Genomic DNA, 22,302 nt, shown 5'->3' on the forward strand with positions numbered 1-22,302 from the left:
AGACCGAAAGGCCCGCGCGGCGGCGCGGGCGGTTGCGGTTGGTCCTGGGATTCCTTTTTTTTGGCGGATGGAGCAGGGGGTCTCGGGCGCCCGCCCGTCTGAATCCTCGAGGCGCCGACGGAGGCGCGTGAGGGGGTTCCACAATGCATGTCGGGAAGAATGCGGCTCCGCGCGGCGCTCGTCGCCTGACCGCCAGCGCTTCGGCGCGCGCCTAGGTCGGGGTCACGATGCTCGCGCCCCTCCTCGCCGCAGCTGCGGTCGGCGCCGCCCCCGCGCCACCGGCGTCCGCGCCGCAGCCGGTCTCAGCCGATGCGCTCGCCAAGAGCCTGTTCCTTCCGGGACAGGCCGTGGATGTCGAACACCACGGCAAGACCTATCGCGTGTTCGTATCGATTCCCCCCGATCCCGTCCCACCGGAAGGCTTTCCCCTCCTCGTCGTGCTCGACGGCAACTTCAACTTCTCCATCGCGGCCTCCATCGCCTCAAGCCGGGCGAGATGGAAGGAGATGTCGCCGATCGTCGTGGTCGGGGTGGGCTATCCCAGCACCAGCATTGACGAAATCCTGGCCCGCCGGGTGGCCGACCTGACGCCGCTGAAGGCGACGGATCCCGGTGTCCTGGCGAACCGGGCGCCGGGCGCGGTGGGCGGCGAGGCGGCGGCGTTCCGGAGCTTTCTGACAGGCGCGCTCCCCTCTGTCGTCGGGTCCTTCACCAAGATCGACAGCGCCTGCACGACGCTGTTCGGGCATTCGCTCGGTGGGCTGTTCGTCGCCGACACCCTGCTGCGGGCGCCGCAAACCTATCGCCAGTACTTCGCTTCCAGCCCGTCACTCTGGAACAACGACTTCGCCGTGCTGAAGGAGCAGGCGCAGTTCCGCGACAAGGTGGCTGCGTTGCCCGCGCCGATCCGCGTCGAACTGTCCGTCGGTGGGCTCGAGCGCGAGTTCTCGGCGCGCCAGCTTGCGGGCATCCCGAGCCTGCGCGGGCTGCCGGACGTGCGGATGGTCGCCGCGCTCACCGAGTTCGGGGGCTGGATGACCGGGCTGCGCGCGCCCAACGTCAACGTCAGGTACGGCGTCGTGGAAGGCGAGACCCACACATCGGTCGTCCCCGGCAATGTCGTGCGCGCCGTGGATCTGGCGTCGGAATGCCCCGCGACATCGCTGCAGACCGGTCACTGAGCGGCGCATCATGACGAGCCGCTTGCTGCAGGAACCCCGAGCCGCGACGCAGGGCGCACGTCTTGCCGCGTTCGCCGCGCCCGCCATGCCGATGGCGGTGATAAACCTCTCGTTGGCGGTGTACCTGCCGCCGTTCTATGCGACCCAGAGCGGTATCGGCCTGGCCGTCATCGGCTTCGTCTTCATGGCCGTTCGGCTCGGCGATCTCGTCTTCGACCCGCTGCTGGGCATCGCCATCGACCGCACCTCGACATCGATCGGGCGGTTCCGCCCCTGGATGCTGGCCGGGATTCCGGTGGCGATGATCGGGTCCTGGCTCGCGTACTTCCCGCCGCAGGACGTCGGTGTGGCCTATCTGGTCGGTGCGTTGAGCGCCGTGTTCATCGGCTATTCCCTGGTCACGGTCACCCAATTCTCGTGGGCCGCCGTGCTGGGCGAGGATTCGAACTCACGTTCCCGCGCCTATGGCGCAATCCAGGGCGCCGCGACGCTTGGCATGCTGCTCATCATGGCGGTGCTGCCCATGGTCACGGCCTACCTTCCGGGTGACCGGAACCTGGCGGTCCACGCCATGGGTCTCTTCATCCTGGTCGTCACGCCCCTCACGGTGATCATGGCGACCACCCGGGTCGCTGAGCCGCAAAGGGCGGTTCTGACGCACGTGCCTTCCTTTGGCCGCGCGGTGCTGGACTATGGCAAGGCGCTGGCCTGTCCTCCGGTGGCCCGCGTCATGGCGTGCACCGTCCTGACGGCGCTCGCGTCGGGCGTGACGAGTTCGCTCCTCCTGTTCTTCGCCCCGACGAAGGGCTTCACGGCGGCGCAGGCCAACCTGCTCCTCCTGATCTACTTCGTGGGCGCGTTCGCCTCGTCGCGCGCCTGGGCTCCGATCGCGTTCCGGTTCGGCAAGGAACGGGTTCTGATCGGAATCTGCCTTTTCGTGGCGGCGGTGAAGCTGACCGTCTTCGCCTTGCCGAACGGCGCTTTCTACCTGGCGAGCGGGGGGCAGGTCGTGCTTGGGGCTTGCTACTCCGGCACGATGATCATGCTGAAGTCGATCGTCGGCGACGCGGCGGACGACGTGAAGCAGAGGCTGGATGAGGATTTCACCGGCCGCCTCTACGCGGTCTATTCCAGTCTGACCAAGGCCAGCATCGCCGTCTCCGTCGGCGTCATCTTCTTCATCCTGCAGGCGATCGGCTACGCGCCCAAGGCCGGCAACCTCAATTCCCCGGAGGCCCTGCAGAACCTCCAACTGTCCTTCGTTCTCATTCCGGCGGCCCTGTTCGTGGCAGGGGCGCTCGCGATCGTCCGCTACGGCCGTACATCACACACGGATCGCGGTGCGACGGTCCCCAGGGAGGTCCAGTCTTGATCTACGAATCCTACAAAGACGCCCGCGCCGCATTTCTCCAGGCCGCCCGAGACCGGTCCGCGGCGATTTCGGAACACACGCTCAGCGGGGCCAAGGGGCGCGAGGGCGAGGTGCTGGCCATGGATGTGGCCGTCATCGGCGAGTCCGCGGCGCCCAAGGCGCTTCTGGTCGTATCGGGCGAACATGGTCTTGAAGGCCTCCCGGGTTCGGGCGCGCAACTCGATCTTCTGCTGCGCATGCCGGACCCGCCAAGGGACACCAAGATCGTTCTGGTCCACGCCCTCAATCCCTGGGGCGTCTCTCACGGTTCGCGCGGCAACGAGGACAACGTCGACGTCAATCGCAACTTCGTGGACTTCGACGTCCCCTATGTCCGCAACGTCGCCTACGATGAGATCTTCCCGTTCATGTGTCCGCAGGACTGGACCGACGACGCCGTCGATCGCGCTGCGGCGAACGGCAAGCGCGTCCAGGACGAACATGGCGGCGCATTTCTCCTGACCGGAATGACGGGAGGCCAGCGGCACGAGCCCACGGGCACGAACTACGGAGGCTCGGGGCCCAGCTGGACGCGCAGGACCCTTGAGCAGATCGTGGCCCAGCACCTGGCGTCCAGCGAGAAGGTGGCCTTCGTCGACTGGCACTCTGGCTTCGGCGCCTACGGCGAGCTGTTCCACCTGTGCACCCACGCCGAGGGCTCGGAGGCGCTGGATCGTGTCGCAACCTGGTGGGGCCGCGAAGCCGTCACCCGCAACGCCACGGCCTTCCAAGGCGCCGGCGGGGCGCTTCCGAACTGGCAGGGGATGTTCGCGACCTTCCTTCCGGGCCTGATTCCGAACGCCGCGGTCGCAGGCTCGGTGATCGAGTTCGGGACCTTCCCCAACACCGAGGTCCGCAGCGCGATCATGATCGACCGGTTCCTGCGCTTCGGGCGCGAGAACCGCAGCTCGGTCTCGCGAGATGAGCTGCGCAGCCGGATGCTCAGCGGCTTTGCTCCTGTCGATCCGGCATGGCGCTCGGCGATCCTCACACGGGCCTTCGAGGCGCACCAAAAGGCGCTCGAGGGCCTGGCCGCCTGGTGAGCCTCTTGCTGACGAGCCCTGGCTACACGCGGCGATCGGGTGGCGAGCCTCTGAGGGTCAGCCTTCCGGCGCGTATGGCTTGAGCGAGCGCGTGCGAACGGCCTCAGCCGACGTCTTCCGCGACCATTTTTCGAACTCGCCACGACCTACGCAGGCCATCCCGTGGCCAACCGTCATCCCGCGGGCGGGTTCCACGCCGCAGACGCGCTGACGCCATGACATGATCACGAGAGATTCAGAACCATGAAGCTGATGATCGCCGGTCTCCTGCATGAGACCAACACCTTCTCTCCGGTGGAGACTCCGCTCGCCCGGTTCTGTCCCAATGGCCGGGAACTCCTGCGAGGTGAGGAGGCGATCCGTCGCTATCGCGGCACGGAGAGCTGCGTCGGCGGCTTCATCGAGGTCGCCGAGGCGGCCAACGCCGAAATCGAGCTTCCCCTCGCCGCGCACGCCCCGCCGAGCGCCCCCGTAAACCGGGACGCCTTCGAGACCATGAGCGCGATGATCATCGACTGCCTCGAAGCCTCGCATTTCGACGGTCTCTTGCTGGCGTTGCACGGGGCGATGGTCGTGGACGGCTTCGATGACGGCGAGGGCGAGCTTCTGCGCCGGATCCGCGCCGTTCGTCCGGATGTGCCGATCGCGACGGCCCTCGACATGCACGCGAACATCTTCCCCGCCACGGTCGAGCTCGCGGACGTCACCAGCGGCTATCACCTCTATCCGCACACCGACATGGCGGAGACCGCGCGCCGCGCCGGATCGATCCTCCTGGACAAGATCGCCGGCAAGGTGGTCCCGACGGTCGCTTGGGGGAGCGTGCCGATGCTGCCCCACACCATGCGGCAAGGCACCCACGAGTGGCCGAACCGGGAGCTACAGGGCCTGGCCGCGTCCTGGGAAACGGAAGGCCGGGCCCTCTCGGCGAGCGTGTTCACCGGCTTCAACCTCGCCGATGTCAGCCATGCGGGTCTGAGCGCGGTCGTGGTCACCGACGGCGATCAGGCGGCGGCCCAGGCGATGGTCGAGGACCTGCTCGACAGGGCGTGGGCGGCGCGAGACGACTTCCGCTACGTGCCGGAGCCTTTGGCCGAGAGCATCGCCCGCGCGAAGCAGATGACCGACCTCGACGGGCCGGTCTTCCTGATCGATCACTACGACAATTCCGCCTCCGGCGGCACGATGGACACGACCGCCGTGCTGGCGGAAATCCTGCGGCAGGAGCTCCAGGACGTCGCCTTCTTCGGCCTCTGCGATCCAGCCGCGGTCGAGGCGGCGATACAGGCCGGGGTCGGGGCGAAAATCGAACTCGAGGTCGGGGGACGGGCCAGCCTGCCGTCCCTCAATGCGCCGAATCCGCCTTTGAAGATCCGAGGCACGGTCAGGACGCTGTCGGACGGCCTGGTCGCCAGTCGCACCAAGGCCAGCTTCGGCGTCACGATGTCCATGGGCAAGGCGGCCGTCATCGACACGGGACGGGTCGAGGTCGTGCTCGTTTCGAAGCAGATCGAACCGTTCTCGATCGATATGCTGACCGCGGTCGGCATTGATCCTCGCCGCCGCAGATATGTGGCGATCAAGAGCCGCCACCATTGGCGGGCCGACTTAGGGCCTTTGGCCGCCGCGATCATCGACTGCGCTGGCCTCGGGGTCTGCACCTCCGATTACACTCAGCTGAAGTTCCAGAAGCTGCAACGGCCGACATATCCGCTGGACGCGGATGCGCGTCGTGACGGGCGCTCTGCAGCCGGAGCGACCGCGTGACCCCGCCTTCGAACACAGGGCGTGTCGCGCTGGACAGCTTCTGGATGCCGTTCACGAGCAACCGGCAGTTCAAGGCCGCGCCGCGCCTGCTGAGCGCCGCCTCCGGCATGCGCTACGCCACACCCGATGGGCGCGAGGTCCTGGACGGAACGGCGGGCCTCTGGTGCGTGAACGCCGGACATGGCCGCCGCCAGATCGCGGAGGCCGTCGGCCGTCAGCTGATGGAGTGCGACTTCGCGCCATCGTTCCAGATGGGCCACCCGATCGCGTTCGAGACCGCCGAGCGGCTGGCCGCCATCGCGCCCGGTGGGCCCGCCGCCGGTCTCGACCGGGTCTTCTTCACCAACTCCGGCTCGGAGGCCGTCGACACCGCCCTGAAGATCGCCCTCGCGTATCAGAGGGCCATCGGGCAGGGGACGCGCACGCGCCTCATCGGCCGTGAGCGGGGCTACCACGGCGTGGGCTTCGGCGGCATCTCGGTGGGCGGTCTGGTGAACAACCGGCGGACGTTCCCGCTGCTGCCGGGCGCCGATCATCTGCGCCACACGCATGACCCCGGTCGCAACAGTTTCACGCGCGGCGAGCCGGCGCATGGCGCGGATCTGGCTGACGACCTGGAGGCGCTGGTGGCTCTGCACGGCGCCGAGACGATCGCGGCGGTCATCGTCGAGCCCGTTGCGGGCTCGACGGGCGTGCTGCCGCCTCCGGCCGGTTACCTGGCGCGGCTCCGAACCCTTTGCGACCGTCACGGGATCCTGCTGATCTTCGACGAGGTGATCACCGGGTTCGGCCGACTGGGGACGCCGTTCGCAGTGGACCGCTTTGGGGTGGTCCCGGACCTCGTCACGACCGCCAAGGGGCTGACCAACGGCGCCATTCCCATGGGCGCGGTGTTCGCGAGCCGAGCCGTCCACGACGCGCTCATGGTCGGACCCGGGGCGCAGATCGAACTTTTCCATGGCTACACCTACTCGGGTCACCCCGCCGCCTGCGCCGCCGCGCTGGCCACCCTGGACATCTACCGGGAAGAGGGGTTGCTCAACCGGGCCAGCGATCTGGCCGGCGTCTGGGACGACGCCGTCCACAGCCTGCGCGGTCTGCCGCATGTATCCGACATCCGTACGATCGGCCTCGTGGCCGGGATCGACGTTGCGCCCCGGCCGAACGCCGCCGGCGCCCGCGCCTACGATGTCTTCGTGGATTGCTTCGAACGCGGGCTGCTGGTCCGCGTCACCGGCGACACCATCGCCCTGTCGCCACCGCTGATCATCGAGGCGGGCGACATCGGCGAGATCGTTTCGATCCTGTCCGACGCGCTGAAGCGGGTGGGCTGACGAAGTCCGGTGCGAGCAACACGGCGTTCCCGCGCCGGGCCACGCGGGCGGCCCGCGGCCCATTGGCCTGGCCATCCACCTCCCCGTGGATCAGGCGAACTGCCTCCCGGCCGTTGGGTCGGGAGGCGCCTTTTCCATATTGCAGGCGCTCAATGCTGGAAGCGCGGATCTTGCGCCTCGACGCCTTCCTTCGCTTGTCCTGGCCTGGAGAGGTCGGCGATGGCGGGGGCGGACGGTCACGAGGACCCGGCCTCAGACGCCGCCGTTCTTGCGGACCAGCTTCTTCACGTCGGGATAGATCTCGTCGCCCCGCGGACCCTCGGACTTCGACTTCACGATGGCGACGGTGATGGGGCCGCGCTTGGGGCCGCCCGCCTCGTAGCCGACGAAGCGGTAGCCCTCGGGCAGGTCCTGGCCGGTGTAGATGAACATGGCGCGCATGCCGCGCTTCTCGGGATTGAGCTGCTCGCCCCGCAGGCGCACGTCGCGGGGACCGACGCGGATGGTGGCGGCCTCGCCGTTGGCGTTCACGGTGATGGGGCCGACCTTGATGTTCGCGCTCTCGTCCTTGTCGTTCGCCACGATGCTGATGCCCGGCAGGTTGACGCGGGTGGTCCCTTTGTCGGAGCCCTGTTCGCCGTCGCGGCCGGCGACACGGACGCTGACTTCGACGCCGGCGCTCCGGGAGTCGGCCTCGGCCTCGGCCTGAGCTTTGCGGGCGGCGGAGGCGCCTTCGGCTGTGACGGCCTCGGCCTGGGCGGGGACAGGTTCCGCCGTCGTTCCGGAGATCGCTTCCGCGCTTGCGGCCGTCGCCGCCGTGCGGTCGGCCAGCAGGGTCTTTTCGATCGCGGCCAGGGTCTGGTCGACGCCGTTCGCCACCGGCACGAGCTGGAGCGTCACTTCGGCGCCTGTCGAGGTGGCGTAGGTGCAGGCCTTGCCGTCGGCCGAGGCCGAGGTGCGGGTCAGGTCGCCCTGGTTGGCAGGGCAGTCCAGCGCGGCGCGCGCAGCCGGAACCTGGGGCCCGCACGCGGCGGCGCCCAGCGCCAGGGCCGAGGCGGCGATCAGGGATAGCGGCTTCATGAAAAAGGGCTCCGTCCGTTCCGTAGAACGTGAGCGGAGCCCCTCGGAAAGGCGAGTGAATTCGCGGTAAGGCCTGGTTCCGGCCGGGCCTGCCGCCTGTCCAGGCCTATTGCTGGCCAGGCCTATTGCTGGCCGGGGCGGGCGGCGCCCTCGCGGCGGGCCAGGAAGGCCAGGCGCTCGAACAGATGCACGTCCTGTTCGTTCTTGAGCAGGGCGCCGTGCAGTGGCGGGATCAGCTTGGTGGGGTCCTTTTCGGCGAGCGCGTCGCCGTCGATGTCCTCGACCATCAGCAGCTTGAGCCAGTCGAGCAGTTCGGACGTGGAGGGTTTCTTCTTCAGGCCCGGCACCTTGCGCATGTCGTAGAAGATGCGCAGCGCCTCGGCGACCAGCTTCTGCTTGATCCCCGGGTAATGCACATCGACGATGGCCTGCATCGTCTCGGAATCGGGGAAGCGGATGTAGTGGAAGAAGCAGCGACGCAGGAACGCGTCGGGAAGTTCCTTCTCGTTGTTGGACGTGATGATCACGATGGGGCGGACCGCCGCCTTGATGGTCTCGTTCGTCTCGTAGACGTAGAATTCCATCCGATCGAGTTCCTGGAGCAGGTCGTTCGGGAACTCGATGTCGGCCTTGTCGATCTCGTCGATCAGCAGAACGGGACGGCCGCCGTGCTCGAACGCCTCCCAGAGCTTGCCCTTCTTGATGTAGTTCTTGACGTCCTTGACCCGCTCGTCGCCGAGCTGGCTGTCGCGCAGGCGGGTGACGGCGTCGTACTCGTAGAGGCCCATGGTGGCCTTGGTGGTCGACTTGATGTGCCAGGTGATCAGCTCGGAGCCGAGCGCCTTGGCGATCTGTTCGGCGAGGACCGTCTTGCCGGTGCCCGGCTCACCCTTGATGAGGAGCGGACGCTCCAGGGCGATCGCGGCGTTCACCGCCACCTTGAGGTCTTCGGTGGCGACGTAGTCGTCCGTCCCTTCGAAACGCTGGCTCATCTAGGCTCCCCGCGCGGGCGCCGGCCCGCATTCGAACAGTTGTTTGTCTGGCTCAGCCTATAGGGCCGCGCGCGAGGATCAAGCGCGTTCGCGCGGCGGGCGGGCGGATGTTGGCGCAGGGGCATCCGCCGGAGCGCCCGCGAGGGACGATTCTGGACCACACTCTGGGCGGGACGGGGAATCGGGCGCACAAGGGAGCTGGGGCGCGCGGACGGAGGGCGAAACCCATGATCCTGGCCGTGCTTCAGGCGCGGATGTCGTCGAGCCGATTGCCCGGCAAGGTGCTGGCGCCGGTGCTGGGCCAGCCGATGATCGCGCGGCAGGTCGAGCGGCTGCGCCGGGCGCGACGGATCGACGAACTGGTGGTGGCGACCAGCGTCGAGCCCGGCGACGATCCCCTGGCGGCGGCCTGCGCGGACCTGGGCGTCACGGTGTTCCGCGGCGACCTCCACGACGTGCTCTCGCGGTTCTGTGCGGTCCTGGAGGCCCGGCCCGAGGCCGCGGCGATGGTCCGGCTGACCGCCGACTGCCCGCTGACGGACTGGACGCTGATCGACGCCCTGGTCGAACGCCATCTGGCCGAGGACGCCGATTACACCAGCAACAACCTGCCCGAACGCACCTGGCCGCACGGGCTGGACGCCGAGGTGGCGCGGCCGGCCGCGCTGCTGCGGGCCGGGCGCGAGGCGGCCGACCCCTACGAGCGCGAGCATGTGACGCCGTTCCTCTATCGCCGCCCGGGCGAGCATCGGCTGGCGGGGCTGCCGCGGGCCCCGTCGCTGACCCACCTGCGCTGGACGGTGGATTATCCGGAGGATCTGGCGTTCGTGCGGCGGGTCTATGCGCAGCTCTATCCGGCCAAGCCCGATTTCGGCACGGACGACATCCTGGCGCTGGCCGAGAACAGTTCGCGGGGCGGAGAGCCTTGAGCGCGGCGGGCCCCGAACCGGAGTCACCTGAACCGGCGGGCCATGAACCGGTCTCCGTGCGGCGGGCCACGGCGGCGGACGCGATGGACGTGCTGGCCTGGCGCAACGATCCGCACACGCGGGCCATGTCGCGCGACACCGGCGCGGTGGACGAGGCGGCGCACCTGGCCTGGTTCGCAGCGGCCTTGGCCGATCCGCGCCGGATGCTGCTGATCGGTGAGGCGGGCGGCGCGAAGGTGGGGATGGTGCGGTTCGATCATGCGGACGAGACCGAGGTCTCGATCAACCTTGCGCCGGAACAGCGGGGCCGGGGGCTGAGCCGGCCGCTACTGATGGCGGCGCTGGCCGAGGTGGGCGGCGAAGTCTGGGCCGAGGTGCGCGAGGCGAATGCGACCAGCGTGCGTCTCTTCGAGGGTGCGGGCTTCCAGCTTCAGGGTCGCCGGGACGACATCCGGCGATATCGGCGGCCGGGGTAGGGGCCTCGCCCTCGGAGACGAGGACAAGGGAAGCGCGAACGAACGCGAAGACGGCGGCGCGAAAGTTGCGGAGCGTCGCGAGGCGGCAGGCCTCGCCTCCACATGTTCGCGTCTTTCCGCGTTCGTTCGCGGTTGAAATCCTGCGGCTGACGCCGCGCCTCAGCCCGCGGCGACGCGAGCCGCCAGGTCGCCGGCGATGCGGTCGAAGACGGGCCCCCAGGCCTGATACGCGTCGGGCACGAAGACGCGGGCCTGGGGGTACCAGGCGTAGGTCTCGGTCAGGCCCAACCGCGGCCAGGCGCCGGGCGCGGAGATGAGCCAGCTCGGCGCCCCGGCTGCGGCGCCCAGGTTGAACGTGGCGTTCGAGAAGCCGATCACCAGATCCATGGCGCAGGCCAGGGCGGTGACGTCGTCCAGGTCCTTCTTCAGGTCGATGCCCGGCGGCGACCAGATCTCGACGCCGAGGTCGCGGCGGGCCTGCTCCAACTCGGCCTCGCAATCCCCGTACTGGAGGTTGACGAAGGCGACGCCGGGGGTGAGCAGGACCGGCGCCCACTGCTCGAACGGCGAGAAGTAGCGGTGACGGTGGCCGGCGGTGACCGCGCTCTTCCACAGGAGCCCAACCTTGGGAGCCGGGCCGGCGTCGGCCAGCAGGCGGCGCCAGTGGGCGACGCGTTCGGTATCGGCGGCCATGTAGCCGGCCGGGTCGGTGGGATAGTCCGCCAGCGTGCGCCGGTACTGGCGCATGAGGCTGGCCATCGGCGTCCAGAGGTCGACGGTCTCGAGATCGGTTCCGGGTACGAGGCGAAGCGGCTTGGTGGCCCAGACGCGCGTCACGTGCGCGCTGACCTCGGCCCCGGGGAAACTGCGCCGGAAGAGATCGACCAGGCGCGGCTCGACGGCGATGCGCAGGCGGCCGTCGGGGCCCAGGTCGCGGATGATGTCGGGCAGGACGTTGGCGAACAGCACCTCGTCGCCCAGGCCCTGTTCGCCCACGACGAGGAAATCCTTGCCGGCGATGTCCTGGCCCGGCGCCCAGCGGGGCCGGTCGATGGCGAAGTGGGTGACGTCGGCGAACTGGGGCGAGAGGCGCGCCTCGTAGTCGTCCCAGCCGGGGCCGAGGCGGCCCAGGGCGAGCTGGTAGGAGGAGCGGGCCAGCTTCATCATCTCGCGGTCGTCGGCGGTGGCCGTCTTGGCGAGGGCGGCTTCGCAGTCGACCAGGGCGTCCTCGACCTCGCCCAGGTGCAGCTTCACCTGGCTGAGGTTGTAGCGACCCTTGTTGAACTTAGGGTCCAGCCGCACGGCCTCGGCGATGAAGGTGGCGGCGTTCGCAAGGTCGCCGCCCTCGATCATGACCGTGCCCAGTGTGTTCCAGAGCATGGAGGATTCGGGCATGGCGGTGATGGCGGCGCGCAGAATCTCGACGGCTTCGTCGACGCGGCCCTGATCCTTCACCGAGGTGGCGAGGTTGTTGTAGCCCTGGGCCTCGTGGGGCGCGTGCTCCATGTAGTGACGGAACAGCTTCTCGGCCTGCTGGTGCATGCCCATGCGGTGGGCCAGGCGGCCCAGGTCGTTGGCGACCTCGGAATGGTTCGGCAGGAGTTGAAGCGCCGCCTCGTAAGCTTTGACGGAATTGGTGAAATCGCCCGCGCGCTCGCGCGAGATAGCGAGCAGGTACCAGGCGACGCCATTGCGGTCGTCCTGTTCCAGGGCCTTGAGCGCCCACTTGCCGCCGGCGGTGAAGTTCTCGCGGTTCAGGGCGTCGATGGCGCGGCGGAGCAGGGGGGCCGCGGCCAGCGCCTTCAACTCCTTCATGGCCTCGTTCAGACGCGCCAGGGCGTCGCGGTCGCCCGCCTGGCCCATGTCCACCAGGGCCGCCTTGGCCGGCGTCGGACGGGCGGCGTCGTCGAGCACCGTCATCGATCCGGCCGATTGCAGGTCCTGGGGCCAATTCTGCGGGGGCTTCCGGGCCATATTCCGAAGCGGAGCCTTGGCGGCCATTGCGGAGAACTCCTGAAGGCTATGGAGCCTTCGTCGCGCGTCATGCTTAATCCCCGATTAAGCCGCGCCATTCGGTCGCATCCGTGAGTTGCAGCGGGCTTGGATGCGCCGGGAAATCGGGCGTTAACGGGTTCGCCGGTAAGCGGGACGTGCGTTCGGGGGCGGTCGGCGCGAAGATGAACCCGTTTCGATTCGCGTGATGCTGATCTCCGCCGCAAAGAGGGGCCGGACTTGCCGCTGAAGCTGTCTCTGAAGCCGGGTGAGAAGTTCGTTCTGAACGGCGCTGTCGTCCAGAACGGCGATCGCCGCGCCGTGCTGGTGCTGCAGAACAAGGCCTCGGTCCTCCGCGAGAAGGACATCATGCAGGAGGAAGACGTCCAGACGCCTGCGCGTCGGATCTACTTCCCCGTGATGATGATGTACCTCGATGGGGCGAACGCCGAGCGGTACTACTCGGAGTTCGTGACCCGTGTGACCGAGTTCATGGGGGTGATCTCCAATCCCTCGGTGCTCGCGGACTGCGTGGATATCTCGCGGTACTGCATGGAGCGTGAGTACTACAAGGCGCTCATGGTGTGCCGGAAGCTCATCGAATACGAAGACGAGAGGTTGGGGAATGTCCCTTCAGGCGTATCAACAGGCGGCGACGCGGGCTGAGAGCCCGCGCGATCTCGAATACCGCCTGTTCGCCCAGGTGACGCGCGCGCTCATGGAGGCGGCCAAGCTTCCGCGCGAGGACGTGGGCGGGCGGATGGACGCGCTCGACTGGAACCGGCGGGTCTGGGCCACGCTGGCGGCCGACTGTTCGCAGCCCGACAACGCGCTGCCGAAGCCGCTGCGCGCCTCGCTGATCTCGCTCAGCATTTGGGTGGGTAAGCACACCAGCCTGGTGATCCGGAATCAGGAGGAGTTCGAGCCCCTGATCGAGATCAACCGGATGATCATGCAGGGTCTCGCCGGCGACGCCACGTCCGCCGCCGCCTGATTCCGTCCCCTCGCGCCTCCGACGCGCGACGTCTTGCCGGCCGCGGAGCGATCCGCGGCCGTTCGAATGTCCGGAACGCGTCGGGCGGAACCTGACCGGCAGGTCCTGCCGGGCTGCAGGAATGGTTAGCGCGGCGCGCGTCGGCGGCATACCGCGTTGTTCGAAAATATCATAAAATTCAAAGTCCTGAAAAAATCGGCTCGTGGTTAATCGTGGCCCGGCGATTGCGTGGCTTGGTGCGAGCGAAAAATCGCTCACCGGCAAAACGCCCGGATCACCCCTCCAGAACGGAGACCACACCATGCTGAACTCGGTGAACACCAACGTGGGCGCGATGGTCGCGCTCCAGAACCTCAACGCAACCAACGCGGAGCTGGCATCCACCCAGACGAAGATCAACACCGGCAAGCGTGTCGCCTCGGCGAAGGACAACGGCGCCATCTGGGCCATCGCCCAGAACCAGCGCGCGACCTCCAACGCCCTGAACTCCGTCCGTGAATCGCTGCAGCGCGGTCAATCGACCGTGGAGGTCGCGATCTCGGCGGGCGAGTCGATCTCCGACATCCTGCTTCAGATGAAGGAGAAGGCCCTGGCCGCAGCCGACGCAGGTCTCGACACCACCAGCCGCAACGCGCTGGCGGACGAGTTCGGCTCGCTGAAGGCTCAGATCACCAAGGCTGTCGCCAACGCCGAGTTCAACGGCGGCAACATGCTCAAGCAAGCCGGCACCACGGTGCAGTCTCTGGCCAACTCGGATGCGTCCTCGCGGATCACCGTGGCGGCGCAGACGCTGACGATCTCGGCGCTGTCCATCGCGGCGTCGACGATCACGACCAAGACCCTGGCCTCGACGGCGATCGGCGCGATCAACGCGGCGATCACGGAAGTGTCGAGCAAGTTGTCGAAGTTGGGTACGGGCGCCAAGGCGCTCGGGTCTCACCTGAACTTCATCAACAAGCTCCAGGACACGGTCGACGCCGGGATCGGTAACCTGGTGGACGCCGACCTGGCGAAAGAGAGCGCGAAGCTCCAGGCGCTGCAGACCAAGCAGCAGCTCGGGGTCCAGGCGCTGTCGATCGCCAACCAGTCGACGGGGATCCTTCTGGGTCTGTTCCGTTAAGTTGCGAACCGCCGGGCGGGCGTCGTCCCGCCCGGCGAGTCCTTCCTCGCGACGTCCCCCGCGACGTCGGCGATTTTTGCCGGGCGGGACGGGCAAATTCTGCTGACCTGGGCGCCGGTCCGGCAAATTCTGCCGACCATAAGCAACCCTAACAGCTATATAACGACATAAAATCAATCGGTTGAAGGTCTCAGGCGTCACACGCCCCATGGCCTGCGACTTGCTCGAAGTCCGACCGGGCAAAATGCCCGCGGCCGCCAGAACGACGGCCGGCACCTTTATGAAGAAGGGCTTCGACCGATGAATTCGGTGAACACCAACGTGGGGGCGATGGTCGCCCTCCAGAACCTGAACGCGACCAATTCCGAACTGACCACGGTTCAGAGCCGGATCAACACCGGCAAGAAGATCGCGAACGCCAAGGACAACGGCGCCATCTGGGCCATCGCCCAGAACCAGCGTTCGGCCTCCAACGCCCTGAACTCCGTCCGTGAATCGCTGCAACGCGGTCAGTCGACCGTGGAAGTCGCGATCTCGGCGGGCGAGTCGATCTCCGACATCCTACTTCAGATGAAGGAAAAAGCCCTGGCTGCGGCCGACGCGGGTCTCGACACCACCAGCCGCAACGCGCTGGCGGACGAGTTCGCCTCGCTGAAGGCCCAGATCACCAAGGCTGTCAGCAACGCCGAGTTCAACGGCGGCAACATGCTGAAGCAAGACGGCACCACGGTTCAGTCTCTGGCCAACTCGGATGCGTCCTCGCGCATCACCGTGTCGGCCCAGACGCTGACGCTGTCGGCGCTGTCCATCGCGGCGTCCACGATCACCACCAAGACGCTGGCCTCGACGGCGATCGGCGCCATCAACGCCGCCATCACCAGTGTTTCGAGCAAGCTGTCGAAGCTGGGTACGGGCGCCAAGGCGCTCGGGTCTCACCTGAGCTTCGTCAACAAGCTCCAGGACACGATCGACGCCGGGGTGGGCAACCTCGTCGACGCCGATCTGGCGAAGGAAAGCGCCCGACTGCAAGCCCTGCAAACCAAGCAGCAGCTCGGGGTCCAGGCGCTGTCGATCGCCAACCAGTCGTCCTCGATCCTGCTCGGCCTGTTCCGTTAAGGCCGGCAAGCCCGGGAGCCGACCCCGGCTTCCGGGTCATTCACCTAGCGACGGCGGGCGGGTCCGCCCGTCCGCCGTTCGCCTCAGCCAGGAGCGCTGCACCCCCGTTCAGCGAAGGGAGACATGGATAGCAAGGTTGCGGCTGTCGCAGCCGTTCCGGATCCCGGTTCCGTCCAGGTCACGCCGACCGCCAAGGAAACCCAGCGTGCGCAGTCGCCCGCCGTGGTCAAGGAGGCGGCGTCCAGGGACCTGGTCGCCAGGGAGCCCGAACAGGTTTCGATGCGGCTGGTCATCGAGATGGACAAGGCCAGCGGCGCCTACATCTACAAGACCATCAACCGGCTGACCGGCGAAGTCCTGAGCCAGTTGCCCAGGGCCGAGGTCCTGAAGCTCAAGGGCGAGCGCCAGTACGCCGCCGGATCGATCATCCGGACGAAGGCCTAAGCCCGAAGAGGGCGCATCCGCCGACGCGATTCCTCGCACGGACCGTGAGGCAGATTGTCTCAACCGCCCCGGAGATATCCGGCGGCGGACATAAGTGTTGAGCGCGTTAACCATCTGCTCACCACGATTTCCTAGCGTTCCAGCACGGTACGGTTGCGAGTCGCAGCCGGAAGGGCCCCTGTCAGGAGCGCGCGATGACGATCAGCGTCCATACGAACAAGTCTGCGCTGACCGCGCTTCAGAATCTCAACAAGACCAACACCGAACTCGCCGAGACGCAGAACCGGATCAACACCGGCCTCAAGATCGGCGACGCCAAGCAGAACGCCGCGATCTGGGCCATCGCCCAGGGGCAGCGGGCCGACATCGGCGCCCTGGGTGCGGTGCGGATGAGCCTGGAGCGCGCGAACTCGATCGCCCAGGTCTCGATGACGGCCGGCGAGACGGTCTCGGACCTGCTCGTGGAACTGAAGGCGAAGGTGGTCGCGGCGATGGACACGTCGCTGGACACCAGTTCCCGGACGGCTCTCAATTCGGATTTCCAGGCGATCCTGCGCCAGATCACCCAGGTGGTGACCAACGGCGAGTTCGACGGCGCCAACCTCCTGAACGGCCTGGGCGGCAACATCCAGTTCCTGGCCAACGCCGAGGCGACGACGCGCCTGACCCTGTCGACTCGCTCGCTGGCGCTGGGCGGCTCGAACATCACCATCCCGGCGGCGGCGGCCATCACCACCGTGACCATGGCGACGACGGTGCTGGCGCGGCTGGAGACCTCGATCAGCAACGTCAACCAGGCTCTTGGCAACATGGGCTCGCAGGCCAAGCAGGTCGAAGCCCACCTGGCCTTCGTCTCGAAGCTGACCGACACGCTGGAAGCCGGGGTCGGCAACCTGGTGGACGCGGACCTCGCCAAGGAAAGCGCGCGCCTCCAGGCCTTGCAGGTGCAGCAACAGCTCGGCGCCCAGGCGCTCTCCATCGCCAACGCCGCGCCGCAGATCATTCTTCAGCTCTTCCGCGGCGGCTGATTCCTTTCCATCGGGGCGTGGACATGGCCCGGGCGCACCGCGTCCGGGCTATTTTCATGCGTCATATCCTGAGGCGTTTTTCGGATCCCGCGTCCGCTCGGTCTTTGGGGCGCTTAACGCGCCGTTACGATTGTCCGGCCTAGGATCGACCCGCGGAGGCCTGCGTCCGCGAAGCGTGTGAACATGGTCACCTCGATCGATACGAGCGTCCTGCTGGGATTCTACCAGGCCCGCGCCGGCATCGGCGTCGGGACGAGTGCGCTCGGAACCTCGACGGCCAGCAAGAAGACCGCGCCCACCGCGCCCTGGAACCAGTCCACGTCGGCCGCAGACATCAGCGCGGCCACCAAAGCGGCGATGCTGGGGCGTCGCTTTGTCGACGAATCGGGGGCGAAGCTCGATCTCCCGGGGGCGAGCGGGGACTACCGGAAGCTCTTCGCCCTCTATCAGGGCCTGTCGGTCCTGATGACGGTGACGGAACAGTCGGGCGCGCGGGGCATGACCGCCGCCGACCGCAGCCGCATGGAGACGACCTTCAATCGCGGCCTGAAGGAGATCCTCGGCTACGTCGGGGACATGGACCTCAACGACGCCCGCGTGATCCAGGGCGTGGCCAACACCCAGGCCAAGACGACACTGGGCGTGCCGCGCAACAAGACGGAATACGTCACGCCGCCGCTGGTCAGCGGCTCCAGCGACAACGTCGTCCCCGCCTTCACCGGGAACGTGCAGTTCAACATCGCGGTCAAGCGCTCAGGCGCCACGATCAATGTGCCGATCGACCTGTCCGGCATGGGCGCGCAGCCGCGAACCATCAACAACGTCGTCACCTACATGAACCAGCAGCTCGAAGCCGCCGGTGTCGACACGCGGATGGGGACGCAGCGCATCTCGGGCGGCCCGAGGACCACGACGATCGGGGGCAAGACCGTCACCATCGGGACCAATCCCGACCAGTGGGCCTTGAAGGTTCGCGCGTCGGCCGGCGAGACCATCACCTTCTCGGCGCCGGCGACGGCGGGCGCCGTCTATGTGGCCCAGGACGTCGGCAACCCGGATCCGGACCGCGACCCGAAGACGGCCGACGCGACCACGGCCGCCCAGTTCCTGAAATTCCAGACCGACACCACGGACGTTCCTTCGCCCCTGCAGCGGACGGGGGAGCAGAACTGGGTCGACGGCCGCATCTTTTCGGAGACGCTGGGCCCCGAGGTGAAGACGGTGCGTGACACCAAGGTCGCAGCCGACGGCTCGGTCTACATGCTGGCCGATGTGACCTCGAAGATCGCCGGCCAGGAGATCCGCGGAGACCAGGACGTGGCGCTGCTGAAGTACGACGCGTCCGGCAAGCTGGTGTTCGCCCGCACCCTGGGCGCCTCCGACGAGGCCAGCGGGCTGGGACTGGCCCTGTCGGCCGACGGCAAGATCGCGGTGGCGGGGTCGGTGAAGGGCGCGCTGGGCGGCGTCGTGGACGGGCCGCTGAACTCGACCGGCGCCTTCGACGGCCAGACGGACAGCTTCGTGAGCGTCTACGACGCCGACGGCCAGGAGCTCTGGACGCAGCGGCGCGGCGCGCGGGCCGCCGACGAGGCGACCGACGTCGCTTTCGGCGACGACGGGACGGTCTATGTGATCGGCCGAACCAGTTCGGGCAAGCCGGGCGCCGCGCCGATCGGCGGTTCGGACAGTTATATCGAAGCGTTCAAGCCGGACGCCCAGGGCAAGGTCCAACTGCTGTTCAGCAATGTCTTCGGCACGGCGGGCATGGATCGTCCGGCCGGCATCGTCGTGGACGGAACGTCGATCATCACCGCCAGCAACGAAGACGGCCGCGCGGTGCTGCGCCGCTTCGACGTCTCGGGCGGAACCCCCGTCCTGACCTCGACGCGGGACCTGGGCGAGCTTCAGGGCGGCCAGATCACCGGCCTGGCGCTGGAGGGCGGGCAGCTCTACGTCGCCGGCTCGACCAACAACCCCGCGCTGAACGCCGGGACGGTGACGCGCGCCCATGCCGGCGGCAGCGACGCGTTCGTCGCCCAGATGTCGGCGGATCTGAGCCCCGGGGGCACGCTGGCCTACTACGGCGGGGCGGGCGACGACCGGGCCACGTCGCTGGCGGTGGCGGGCGGCCAGGTGTGGATCGGCGGCGCCGCGGGGACCGACCTGCCGGGCCATCCCGACGCGGTGGGCGTGAAGGACGGCTTCCTGGCCCGCCTGGACATGACGAGCGGAACGATCGACTGGTCGCGGCGCTTCACCGGCAAGGACGGGCGCGCGGCGCCCACCAGCATCGCCGTGGACACCTCGGGCGCCAGCGTCCTCGACCGCATCGGCCTGCCCAAGGGCGAACTGGACCTGACCGATTCGCCCTATCTGACCGCGGTGTCCAGCCTGCGGCCCGGCGACCAGTTCACGCTGAAGGTCTCGGGCCGGGCCCAGACCATCACCATCGATCCGAAGGAGACCCTGGACACCCTGGCGGCGAAGATCCGCCGCGCCAGCGGCTTCCAGGCCAAGGTGACCATCGCGACGGCGGAGGGCATGCGCAGCCTGCGCATCGAGCCCAACACCGACCGCGTGGTCATGGAATTCGGCGCCGGCAAGACCGACCGCGACGCCCTGGCCATGTTGGGCATCCCGGAGGGCGTGATCCGCAAGACGGTGACCAAGGACGGCGTGACGCGGCCGGCCGACGGCAAGGACATGCTGTACGGGCTGAGCCTGGAGCGGGGCCTGAGTATCTCGAACGACGTGGAGAAGCGCCACACCCTCGCCGTGCTCGGCAAGGCGATGGGCGTCGTGCGGCAGATCTACAAGGACCTCGTCCAGGCTTCGCTGACGCCGGCCCAACGCGCCGCGCAGGAGGCGGCCAAGGCGGCGAGCGGGCCGGTGCCCACCTATCTCAGCAACCAGATCGCCAACTATCAGGCCGCCCTGGCGCGCCTGGGGGGCTAGGCGCCGCGGAGCCGCGGGATGGGCGGCCGAGCGCCGGGTCCGAGCCTTGGGCGGGGAGGCGCTGCAACCGCCTCCGCCGTCCGTCCGGCTTGAAAGGCGTCCCCCGGGGGGATAGCCAGTGCGGATGGACTCCGCCCCCCAGGATCCGCAGCGCACGCCGCGGCGCGGCCTTCCCTTTGTCGCCCTCGGCGGCCTCGCGGCCCTGGCCGCCGGCCTGGGCGTCGCCTGGATGCTCACCTCCGGCGACAGGACGCCCGAGGCGCCGCCGCCCGCTTCGGAAGGCGGCCTGGTGATCGACGCCACGGGCGAGGACGCCGGCGCGATCGATCCGGGCAAGCCCCTGCGGTGCTTCGTGCAGGGACAGTTCGTGGGCGAACTCTCCCTGACCGCCTGCGCCCAGCGCAACGGCGTGGCCACGGACGCTCTGGACGTGGGCCTGGACGAGATGGGCGCTCTGACCGCGGCCCAGGAGGCGGGGCAGATCCTGACGCCGCTGCCGCCGGTCGAGCCGGATCCGCCGGTGACGGTGGAATCGGCGCTGCCGCCGGCCGAGGGCGCGGGGCCGCCCTCAGGCATGGGGCCCGGCGTCACCGCGCTGGGAAGCTGCTGGCGGCACGGCGGCGGCCGTTGGCGGCGCGTGGCGACGGACACCGACCTGGGCTCGTGCGTACAGCAGCTCTTCTCGGGCCGCTGCGAACGGCCGGGCGGGGCGACCTACGGACGCTTCGGCCAGCAGACCCTGCGGCTGGTGGCGGGTCGGGTCGAAGTGTCGGACGACAACCGCGTGTTCCGCATGCTGGTCCCCCAGGCGCCCGATTGCAGCATTCCGCCCGTCTGAGCGGACTGGTAGGCTGGCCTCATGATCCGTCGAACCGCCCGCACCGCTTCGCCCGCCCTCGTCGCAGCCGCCCTGGCCGCGCTCGCGCTGGCCGGTTGCAGCCAGAAGACCAAGCCGCCCGGGGACGCCGGGGTCTGCTACCATGTCGTGCCCCAGGCGGACGGGTCGATGAAGTACAACAAGCTGGTGGACGCCGCGAGCCTCGAGGTCTGCGCCGCCAACCTGGAGGCCATGCGCATCAAGTTCCTGCGCATGGGCGGCAGCCAGCAGGAGATCTACGGCGCCTACCAGGCGAATTTCCTGTTCCTGCAGAAGGAAGGGGTGCTGACTTCGACGTCGCTGGAGGGGCCGCGCTACGTGGCCCTCGTGCGGACGGGCGACGGCCGCCTCGCCATACCGGGCGCCATGCCGCAGCAATAGCTGTGGATGGCGAAGGGAACAAAATTAGAACATTTCTTGCCCGCCCGTTCGGTCCGCGCTAGCGTGGGCGCCTGGGCCCTTTCGCCCGCAACCTACGGAAAGCAAGGACAAGATCGATGGCGGGCAGCGTCAACAAGGTGATCCTGGTCGGCAATCTGGGCGCCGATCCCGAGATCCGTAGCCTCAACTCGGGCGACCGCGTGGCCAACCTGCGCATCGCCACCTCCGAAACCTGGCGCGACCGCATGAGCGGCGAGCGCAAGGAGAAGACCGAGTGGCACCGGGTCGTGGTGTTCAACGAGAACATCGTGAAGGTCTGCGAGAACTACCTGCGCAAGGGCACCAAGGTGTACATCGAGGGCAGCCTCCAGACGCGGAAGTGGCAGGACCAGTCCGGGCAGGAGAAGTTCTCGACCGAGGTGGTGCTTCAGAAATTCCGCGGCGAACTCACCATGCTGGACGGCCGTGGCGGCGACGCCGAACGGGGTGGCGACAGCTACGGCGACAGCTACGGCGGCGGCGGGGGCGGATTCTCCTCGGGGCCGCGGCAATCCACTTCAGCGCCACGCGAGGATTTCTCGGCCAACCTGGACGACGAAATCCCGTTCTAGGGGAATTTCAGGCCCCATTTTCTCGTGAATGGGGAATCTGGATTCGATCGGGCCGGGCGCGGGCGTCTGCGCGGGGTTCAGCCTTCCGGTTTCGGCTCGGGCGACGGGCAGACGTCGCCGATGCGGCGGGCCTCGGTGCTGGCGCGGCCGGCGATGTCGAGGCCGAGGAACTCGGTGGCGATGTCCGCTGTGAGGGTGAAGCTGGTGGGCGTGTAGACGCCCGAGCCTTCGACCGCGACCTTGTGGCCCTTCTTGCTGACGCAGGTCCCCTTGAGCCGGATCTTGCCGCCCGAGATCACGCGGGTCGGATAGGTGCAGGCGTAGTGGCGGTTGGAGGGGCCGGCCATGAACTTGTCCACGTCGGCCGGTGTGATGCAGCGTTTCTCGGTGGACGTCTGGCGGACCGGCGACAGCAGCTTGTTGGTGGATTCCCAGTAGCCGGGTTGGATCGCCGTTGCGGCCGAGGCGGCCGGCGCGCCGAGCAACAGGAAGACGAGAGCGGTGCGGAGCATGGATCGGACCTAGTCGGCGAATTCGGCGCCAGGGTGGCGCCCCGGGGCTGAACCGGACC

General features: G+C 68.2%; 21 protein-coding genes. 17 read left to right on the forward strand and 4 right to left on the reverse strand.

Translation table 11 applies throughout. The annotated features are described in order from the left end of the window. Positions 1-227: 227 nt before the first annotated feature. From ABS78_RS11635 to ABS78_RS11655, 5 genes are all read left to right on the forward strand, one after another. Positions 228-1,181, forward strand: coding sequence for an alpha/beta hydrolase-fold protein (locus tag ABS78_RS11635; protein ID WP_293378911.1), 954 nt, complete (start codon positions 228-230; stop codon positions 1,179-1,181). A 10-nt stretch (positions 1,182-1,191) separates the two neighbouring features. After that, positions 1,192-2,553, forward strand: coding sequence for an MFS transporter (locus ABS78_RS11640; RefSeq protein ID WP_293378914.1), 1,362 nt, complete (start codon positions 1,192-1,194; stop codon positions 2,551-2,553). Next, the gene (locus ABS78_RS11645) at positions 2,550-3,635 is read left to right on the forward strand and encodes a DUF2817 domain-containing protein (RefSeq protein ID WP_293378917.1); all 1,086 of its coding nucleotides are present in this window, start codon (positions 2,550-2,552) and stop codon (positions 3,633-3,635) included. The genes ABS78_RS11640 and ABS78_RS11645 overlap by 4 nt, the downstream gene beginning before the upstream one ends. Before the next feature lie 252 nt (positions 3,636-3,887). Further along, positions 3,888-5,402 (forward strand): M81 family metallopeptidase, encoded by a 1,515-nt coding sequence (locus ABS78_RS11650; RefSeq protein WP_293379212.1) that lies wholly within the window; start codon positions 3,888-3,890, stop codon positions 5,400-5,402. 44 nt (positions 5,403-5,446) lie between these two features. Then, the gene (locus ABS78_RS11655) at positions 5,447-6,736 is read left to right on the forward strand and encodes an aspartate aminotransferase family protein (protein WP_293379214.1); all 1,290 of its coding nucleotides are present in this window, start codon (positions 5,447-5,449) and stop codon (positions 6,734-6,736) included. A gap of 252 nt (positions 6,737-6,988) precedes the next feature. Here ABS78_RS11655 and ABS78_RS11660 read toward each other — a convergent pair whose 3' ends face one another. Next, positions 6,989-7,816: a hypothetical protein gene (locus ABS78_RS11660; RefSeq protein ID WP_293378920.1), complete on the reverse strand. Its 828-nt coding sequence runs from the start codon at positions 7,814-7,816 to the stop codon at positions 6,989-6,991. A 122-nt stretch (positions 7,817-7,938) separates the two neighbouring features. Continuing rightward, the gene (locus ABS78_RS11665) at positions 7,939-8,808 is read right to left on the reverse strand and encodes a MoxR family ATPase (protein ID WP_293378923.1); all 870 of its coding nucleotides are present in this window, start codon (positions 8,806-8,808) and stop codon (positions 7,939-7,941) included. Positions 8,809-9,035: 227 nt separating this feature from the next. Here ABS78_RS11665 and ABS78_RS11670 point away from each other — a divergent pair, with 227 nt between their 5' ends. Both ABS78_RS11670 and ABS78_RS11675 read left to right on the forward strand, forming a co-directional pair. Beyond that, on the forward strand, positions 9,036-9,737 hold the full coding sequence (locus tag ABS78_RS11670) for a glycosyltransferase family protein (protein ID WP_293378926.1): 702 nt from the start codon (positions 9,036-9,038) through the stop codon (positions 9,735-9,737). A gap of 56 nt (positions 9,738-9,793) precedes the next feature. Then, positions 9,794-10,213, forward strand: a complete 420-nt coding sequence (locus ABS78_RS11675) for a GNAT family N-acetyltransferase (protein ID WP_293378929.1) — start codon at positions 9,794-9,796, stop codon at positions 10,211-10,213. 159 nt (positions 10,214-10,372) lie between these two features. Here ABS78_RS11675 and ABS78_RS11680 read toward each other — a convergent pair whose 3' ends face one another. Next, positions 10,373-12,187, reverse strand: a complete 1,815-nt coding sequence (locus ABS78_RS11680; RefSeq protein ID WP_293378932.1) for a tetratricopeptide repeat protein — start codon at positions 12,185-12,187, stop codon at positions 10,373-10,375. Positions 12,188-12,445: 258 nt separating this feature from the next. Between ABS78_RS11680 and flbT the strand changes: the two genes are divergently transcribed. From flbT to ssb, 10 genes are all read left to right on the forward strand, one after another. After that, a complete protein-coding gene (gene flbT / locus ABS78_RS11685) occupies positions 12,446-12,871 on the forward strand; it encodes a flagellar biosynthesis repressor FlbT (RefSeq protein ID WP_293378934.1) in 426 nt (141 codons plus the stop codon). Next, on the forward strand, positions 12,831-13,199 hold the full coding sequence (flaF, locus tag ABS78_RS11690) for a flagellar biosynthesis regulator FlaF (protein ID WP_293378936.1): 369 nt from the start codon (positions 12,831-12,833) through the stop codon (positions 13,197-13,199). The genes flbT and flaF overlap by 41 nt, the downstream gene beginning before the upstream one ends. 301 nt (positions 13,200-13,500) lie before the next feature. Next, complete coding sequence (locus tag ABS78_RS11695) at positions 13,501-14,319, forward strand: flagellin (RefSeq protein ID WP_293378938.1); 819 nt, start codon at positions 13,501-13,503, stop codon at positions 14,317-14,319. A 300-nt stretch (positions 14,320-14,619) separates the two neighbouring features. Further along, positions 14,620-15,435 carry a flagellin gene (locus ABS78_RS11700; protein WP_293378939.1) on the forward strand — a complete coding sequence of 272 codons (816 nt, stop codon included), beginning with the start codon at positions 14,620-14,622 and terminating at the stop codon, positions 15,433-15,435. A 123-nt stretch (positions 15,436-15,558) separates the two neighbouring features. Then, positions 15,559-15,879, forward strand: coding sequence for a flagellar protein FlaG (locus tag ABS78_RS11705; protein WP_293378940.1), 321 nt, complete (start codon positions 15,559-15,561; stop codon positions 15,877-15,879). A gap of 194 nt (positions 15,880-16,073) precedes the next feature. Continuing rightward, a complete protein-coding gene (locus tag ABS78_RS11710; RefSeq protein ID WP_293378942.1) occupies positions 16,074-16,907 on the forward strand; it encodes a flagellin in 834 nt (277 codons plus the stop codon). A 183-nt stretch (positions 16,908-17,090) separates the two neighbouring features. Further along, the gene (locus tag ABS78_RS11715) at positions 17,091-19,862 is read left to right on the forward strand and encodes a hypothetical protein (RefSeq protein ID WP_293378944.1); all 2,772 of its coding nucleotides are present in this window, start codon (positions 17,091-17,093) and stop codon (positions 19,860-19,862) included. Positions 19,863-19,986: 124 nt separating this feature from the next. Further along, the gene (locus ABS78_RS11720; protein WP_293378946.1) at positions 19,987-20,700 is read left to right on the forward strand and encodes a hypothetical protein; all 714 of its coding nucleotides are present in this window, start codon (positions 19,987-19,989) and stop codon (positions 20,698-20,700) included. A 21-nt stretch (positions 20,701-20,721) separates the two neighbouring features. Further along, complete coding sequence (locus tag ABS78_RS11725; protein WP_293378948.1) at positions 20,722-21,120, forward strand: hypothetical protein; 399 nt, start codon at positions 20,722-20,724, stop codon at positions 21,118-21,120. A gap of 116 nt (positions 21,121-21,236) precedes the next feature. Then, complete coding sequence (gene ssb / locus ABS78_RS11730; protein ID WP_293378950.1) at positions 21,237-21,731, forward strand: single-stranded DNA-binding protein; 495 nt, start codon at positions 21,237-21,239, stop codon at positions 21,729-21,731. Positions 21,732-21,808: 77 nt separating this feature from the next. On the opposite strand, the gene ABS78_RS11735 is transcribed toward ssb, so the two are convergent. Then, positions 21,809-22,243 carry a DUF3617 family protein gene (locus ABS78_RS11735; RefSeq protein WP_293378952.1) on the reverse strand — a complete coding sequence of 145 codons (435 nt, stop codon included), beginning with the start codon at positions 22,241-22,243 and terminating at the stop codon, positions 21,809-21,811. Positions 22,244-22,302: the final 59 nt, after the last annotated feature.

This window comes from Phenylobacterium sp. SCN 70-31 (genome assembly GCF_001724605.1).
Lineage (GTDB): Bacteria > Pseudomonadota > Alphaproteobacteria > Caulobacterales > Caulobacteraceae > Phenylobacterium.

What these genes read in the sequence shown, in the direction of transcription:
- ABS78_RS11715 (WP_293378944.1), top strand. Translation starts at nt 17,091, where the DNA reads ATGGTCACCTCGATCGATACGAGCGTCCTGCTGGGATTCTACCAGGCC.
- ABS78_RS11680 (WP_293378932.1), bottom strand. Translation starts at nt 12,187, where the DNA reads ATGGCCCGGAAGCCCCCGCAGAATTGGCCCCAGGACCTGCAATCGGCC.
- ABS78_RS11660 (WP_293378920.1), bottom strand. Translation starts at nt 7,816, where the DNA reads ATGAAGCCGCTATCCCTGATCGCCGCCTCGGCCCTGGCGCTGGGCGCC.
- ABS78_RS11665 (WP_293378923.1), bottom strand. Translation starts at nt 8,808, where the DNA reads ATGAGCCAGCGTTTCGAAGGGACGGACGACTACGTCGCCACCGAAGAC.
- ABS78_RS11695 (WP_293378938.1), top strand. Translation starts at nt 13,501, where the DNA reads ATGCTGAACTCGGTGAACACCAACGTGGGCGCGATGGTCGCGCTCCAG.
- flaF (WP_293378936.1), top strand. Translation starts at nt 12,831, where the DNA reads ATGTCCCTTCAGGCGTATCAACAGGCGGCGACGCGGGCTGAGAGCCCG.
- ssb (WP_293378950.1), top strand. Translation starts at nt 21,237, where the DNA reads ATGGCGGGCAGCGTCAACAAGGTGATCCTGGTCGGCAATCTGGGCGCC.
- ABS78_RS11650 (WP_293379212.1), top strand. Translation starts at nt 3,888, where the DNA reads ATGATCGCCGGTCTCCTGCATGAGACCAACACCTTCTCTCCGGTGGAG.
- ABS78_RS11700 (WP_293378939.1), top strand. Translation starts at nt 14,620, where the DNA reads ATGAATTCGGTGAACACCAACGTGGGGGCGATGGTCGCCCTCCAGAAC.
- ABS78_RS11670 (WP_293378926.1), top strand. Translation starts at nt 9,036, where the DNA reads ATGATCCTGGCCGTGCTTCAGGCGCGGATGTCGTCGAGCCGATTGCCC.
- ABS78_RS11635 (WP_293378911.1), top strand. Translation starts at nt 228, where the DNA reads ATGCTCGCGCCCCTCCTCGCCGCAGCTGCGGTCGGCGCCGCCCCCGCG.
- ABS78_RS11710 (WP_293378942.1), top strand. Translation starts at nt 16,074, where the DNA reads ATGACGATCAGCGTCCATACGAACAAGTCTGCGCTGACCGCGCTTCAG.
- ABS78_RS11655 (WP_293379214.1), top strand. Translation starts at nt 5,447, where the DNA reads ATGCCGTTCACGAGCAACCGGCAGTTCAAGGCCGCGCCGCGCCTGCTG.
- ABS78_RS11735 (WP_293378952.1), bottom strand. Translation starts at nt 22,243, where the DNA reads ATGCTCCGCACCGCTCTCGTCTTCCTGTTGCTCGGCGCGCCGGCCGCC.
- ABS78_RS11725 (WP_293378948.1), top strand. Translation starts at nt 20,722, where the DNA reads ATGATCCGTCGAACCGCCCGCACCGCTTCGCCCGCCCTCGTCGCAGCC.
- ABS78_RS11705 (WP_293378940.1), top strand. Translation starts at nt 15,559, where the DNA reads ATGGATAGCAAGGTTGCGGCTGTCGCAGCCGTTCCGGATCCCGGTTCC.
- ABS78_RS11720 (WP_293378946.1), top strand. Translation starts at nt 19,987, where the DNA reads ATGGACTCCGCCCCCCAGGATCCGCAGCGCACGCCGCGGCGCGGCCTT.
- ABS78_RS11640 (WP_293378914.1), top strand. Translation starts at nt 1,192, where the DNA reads ATGACGAGCCGCTTGCTGCAGGAACCCCGAGCCGCGACGCAGGGCGCA.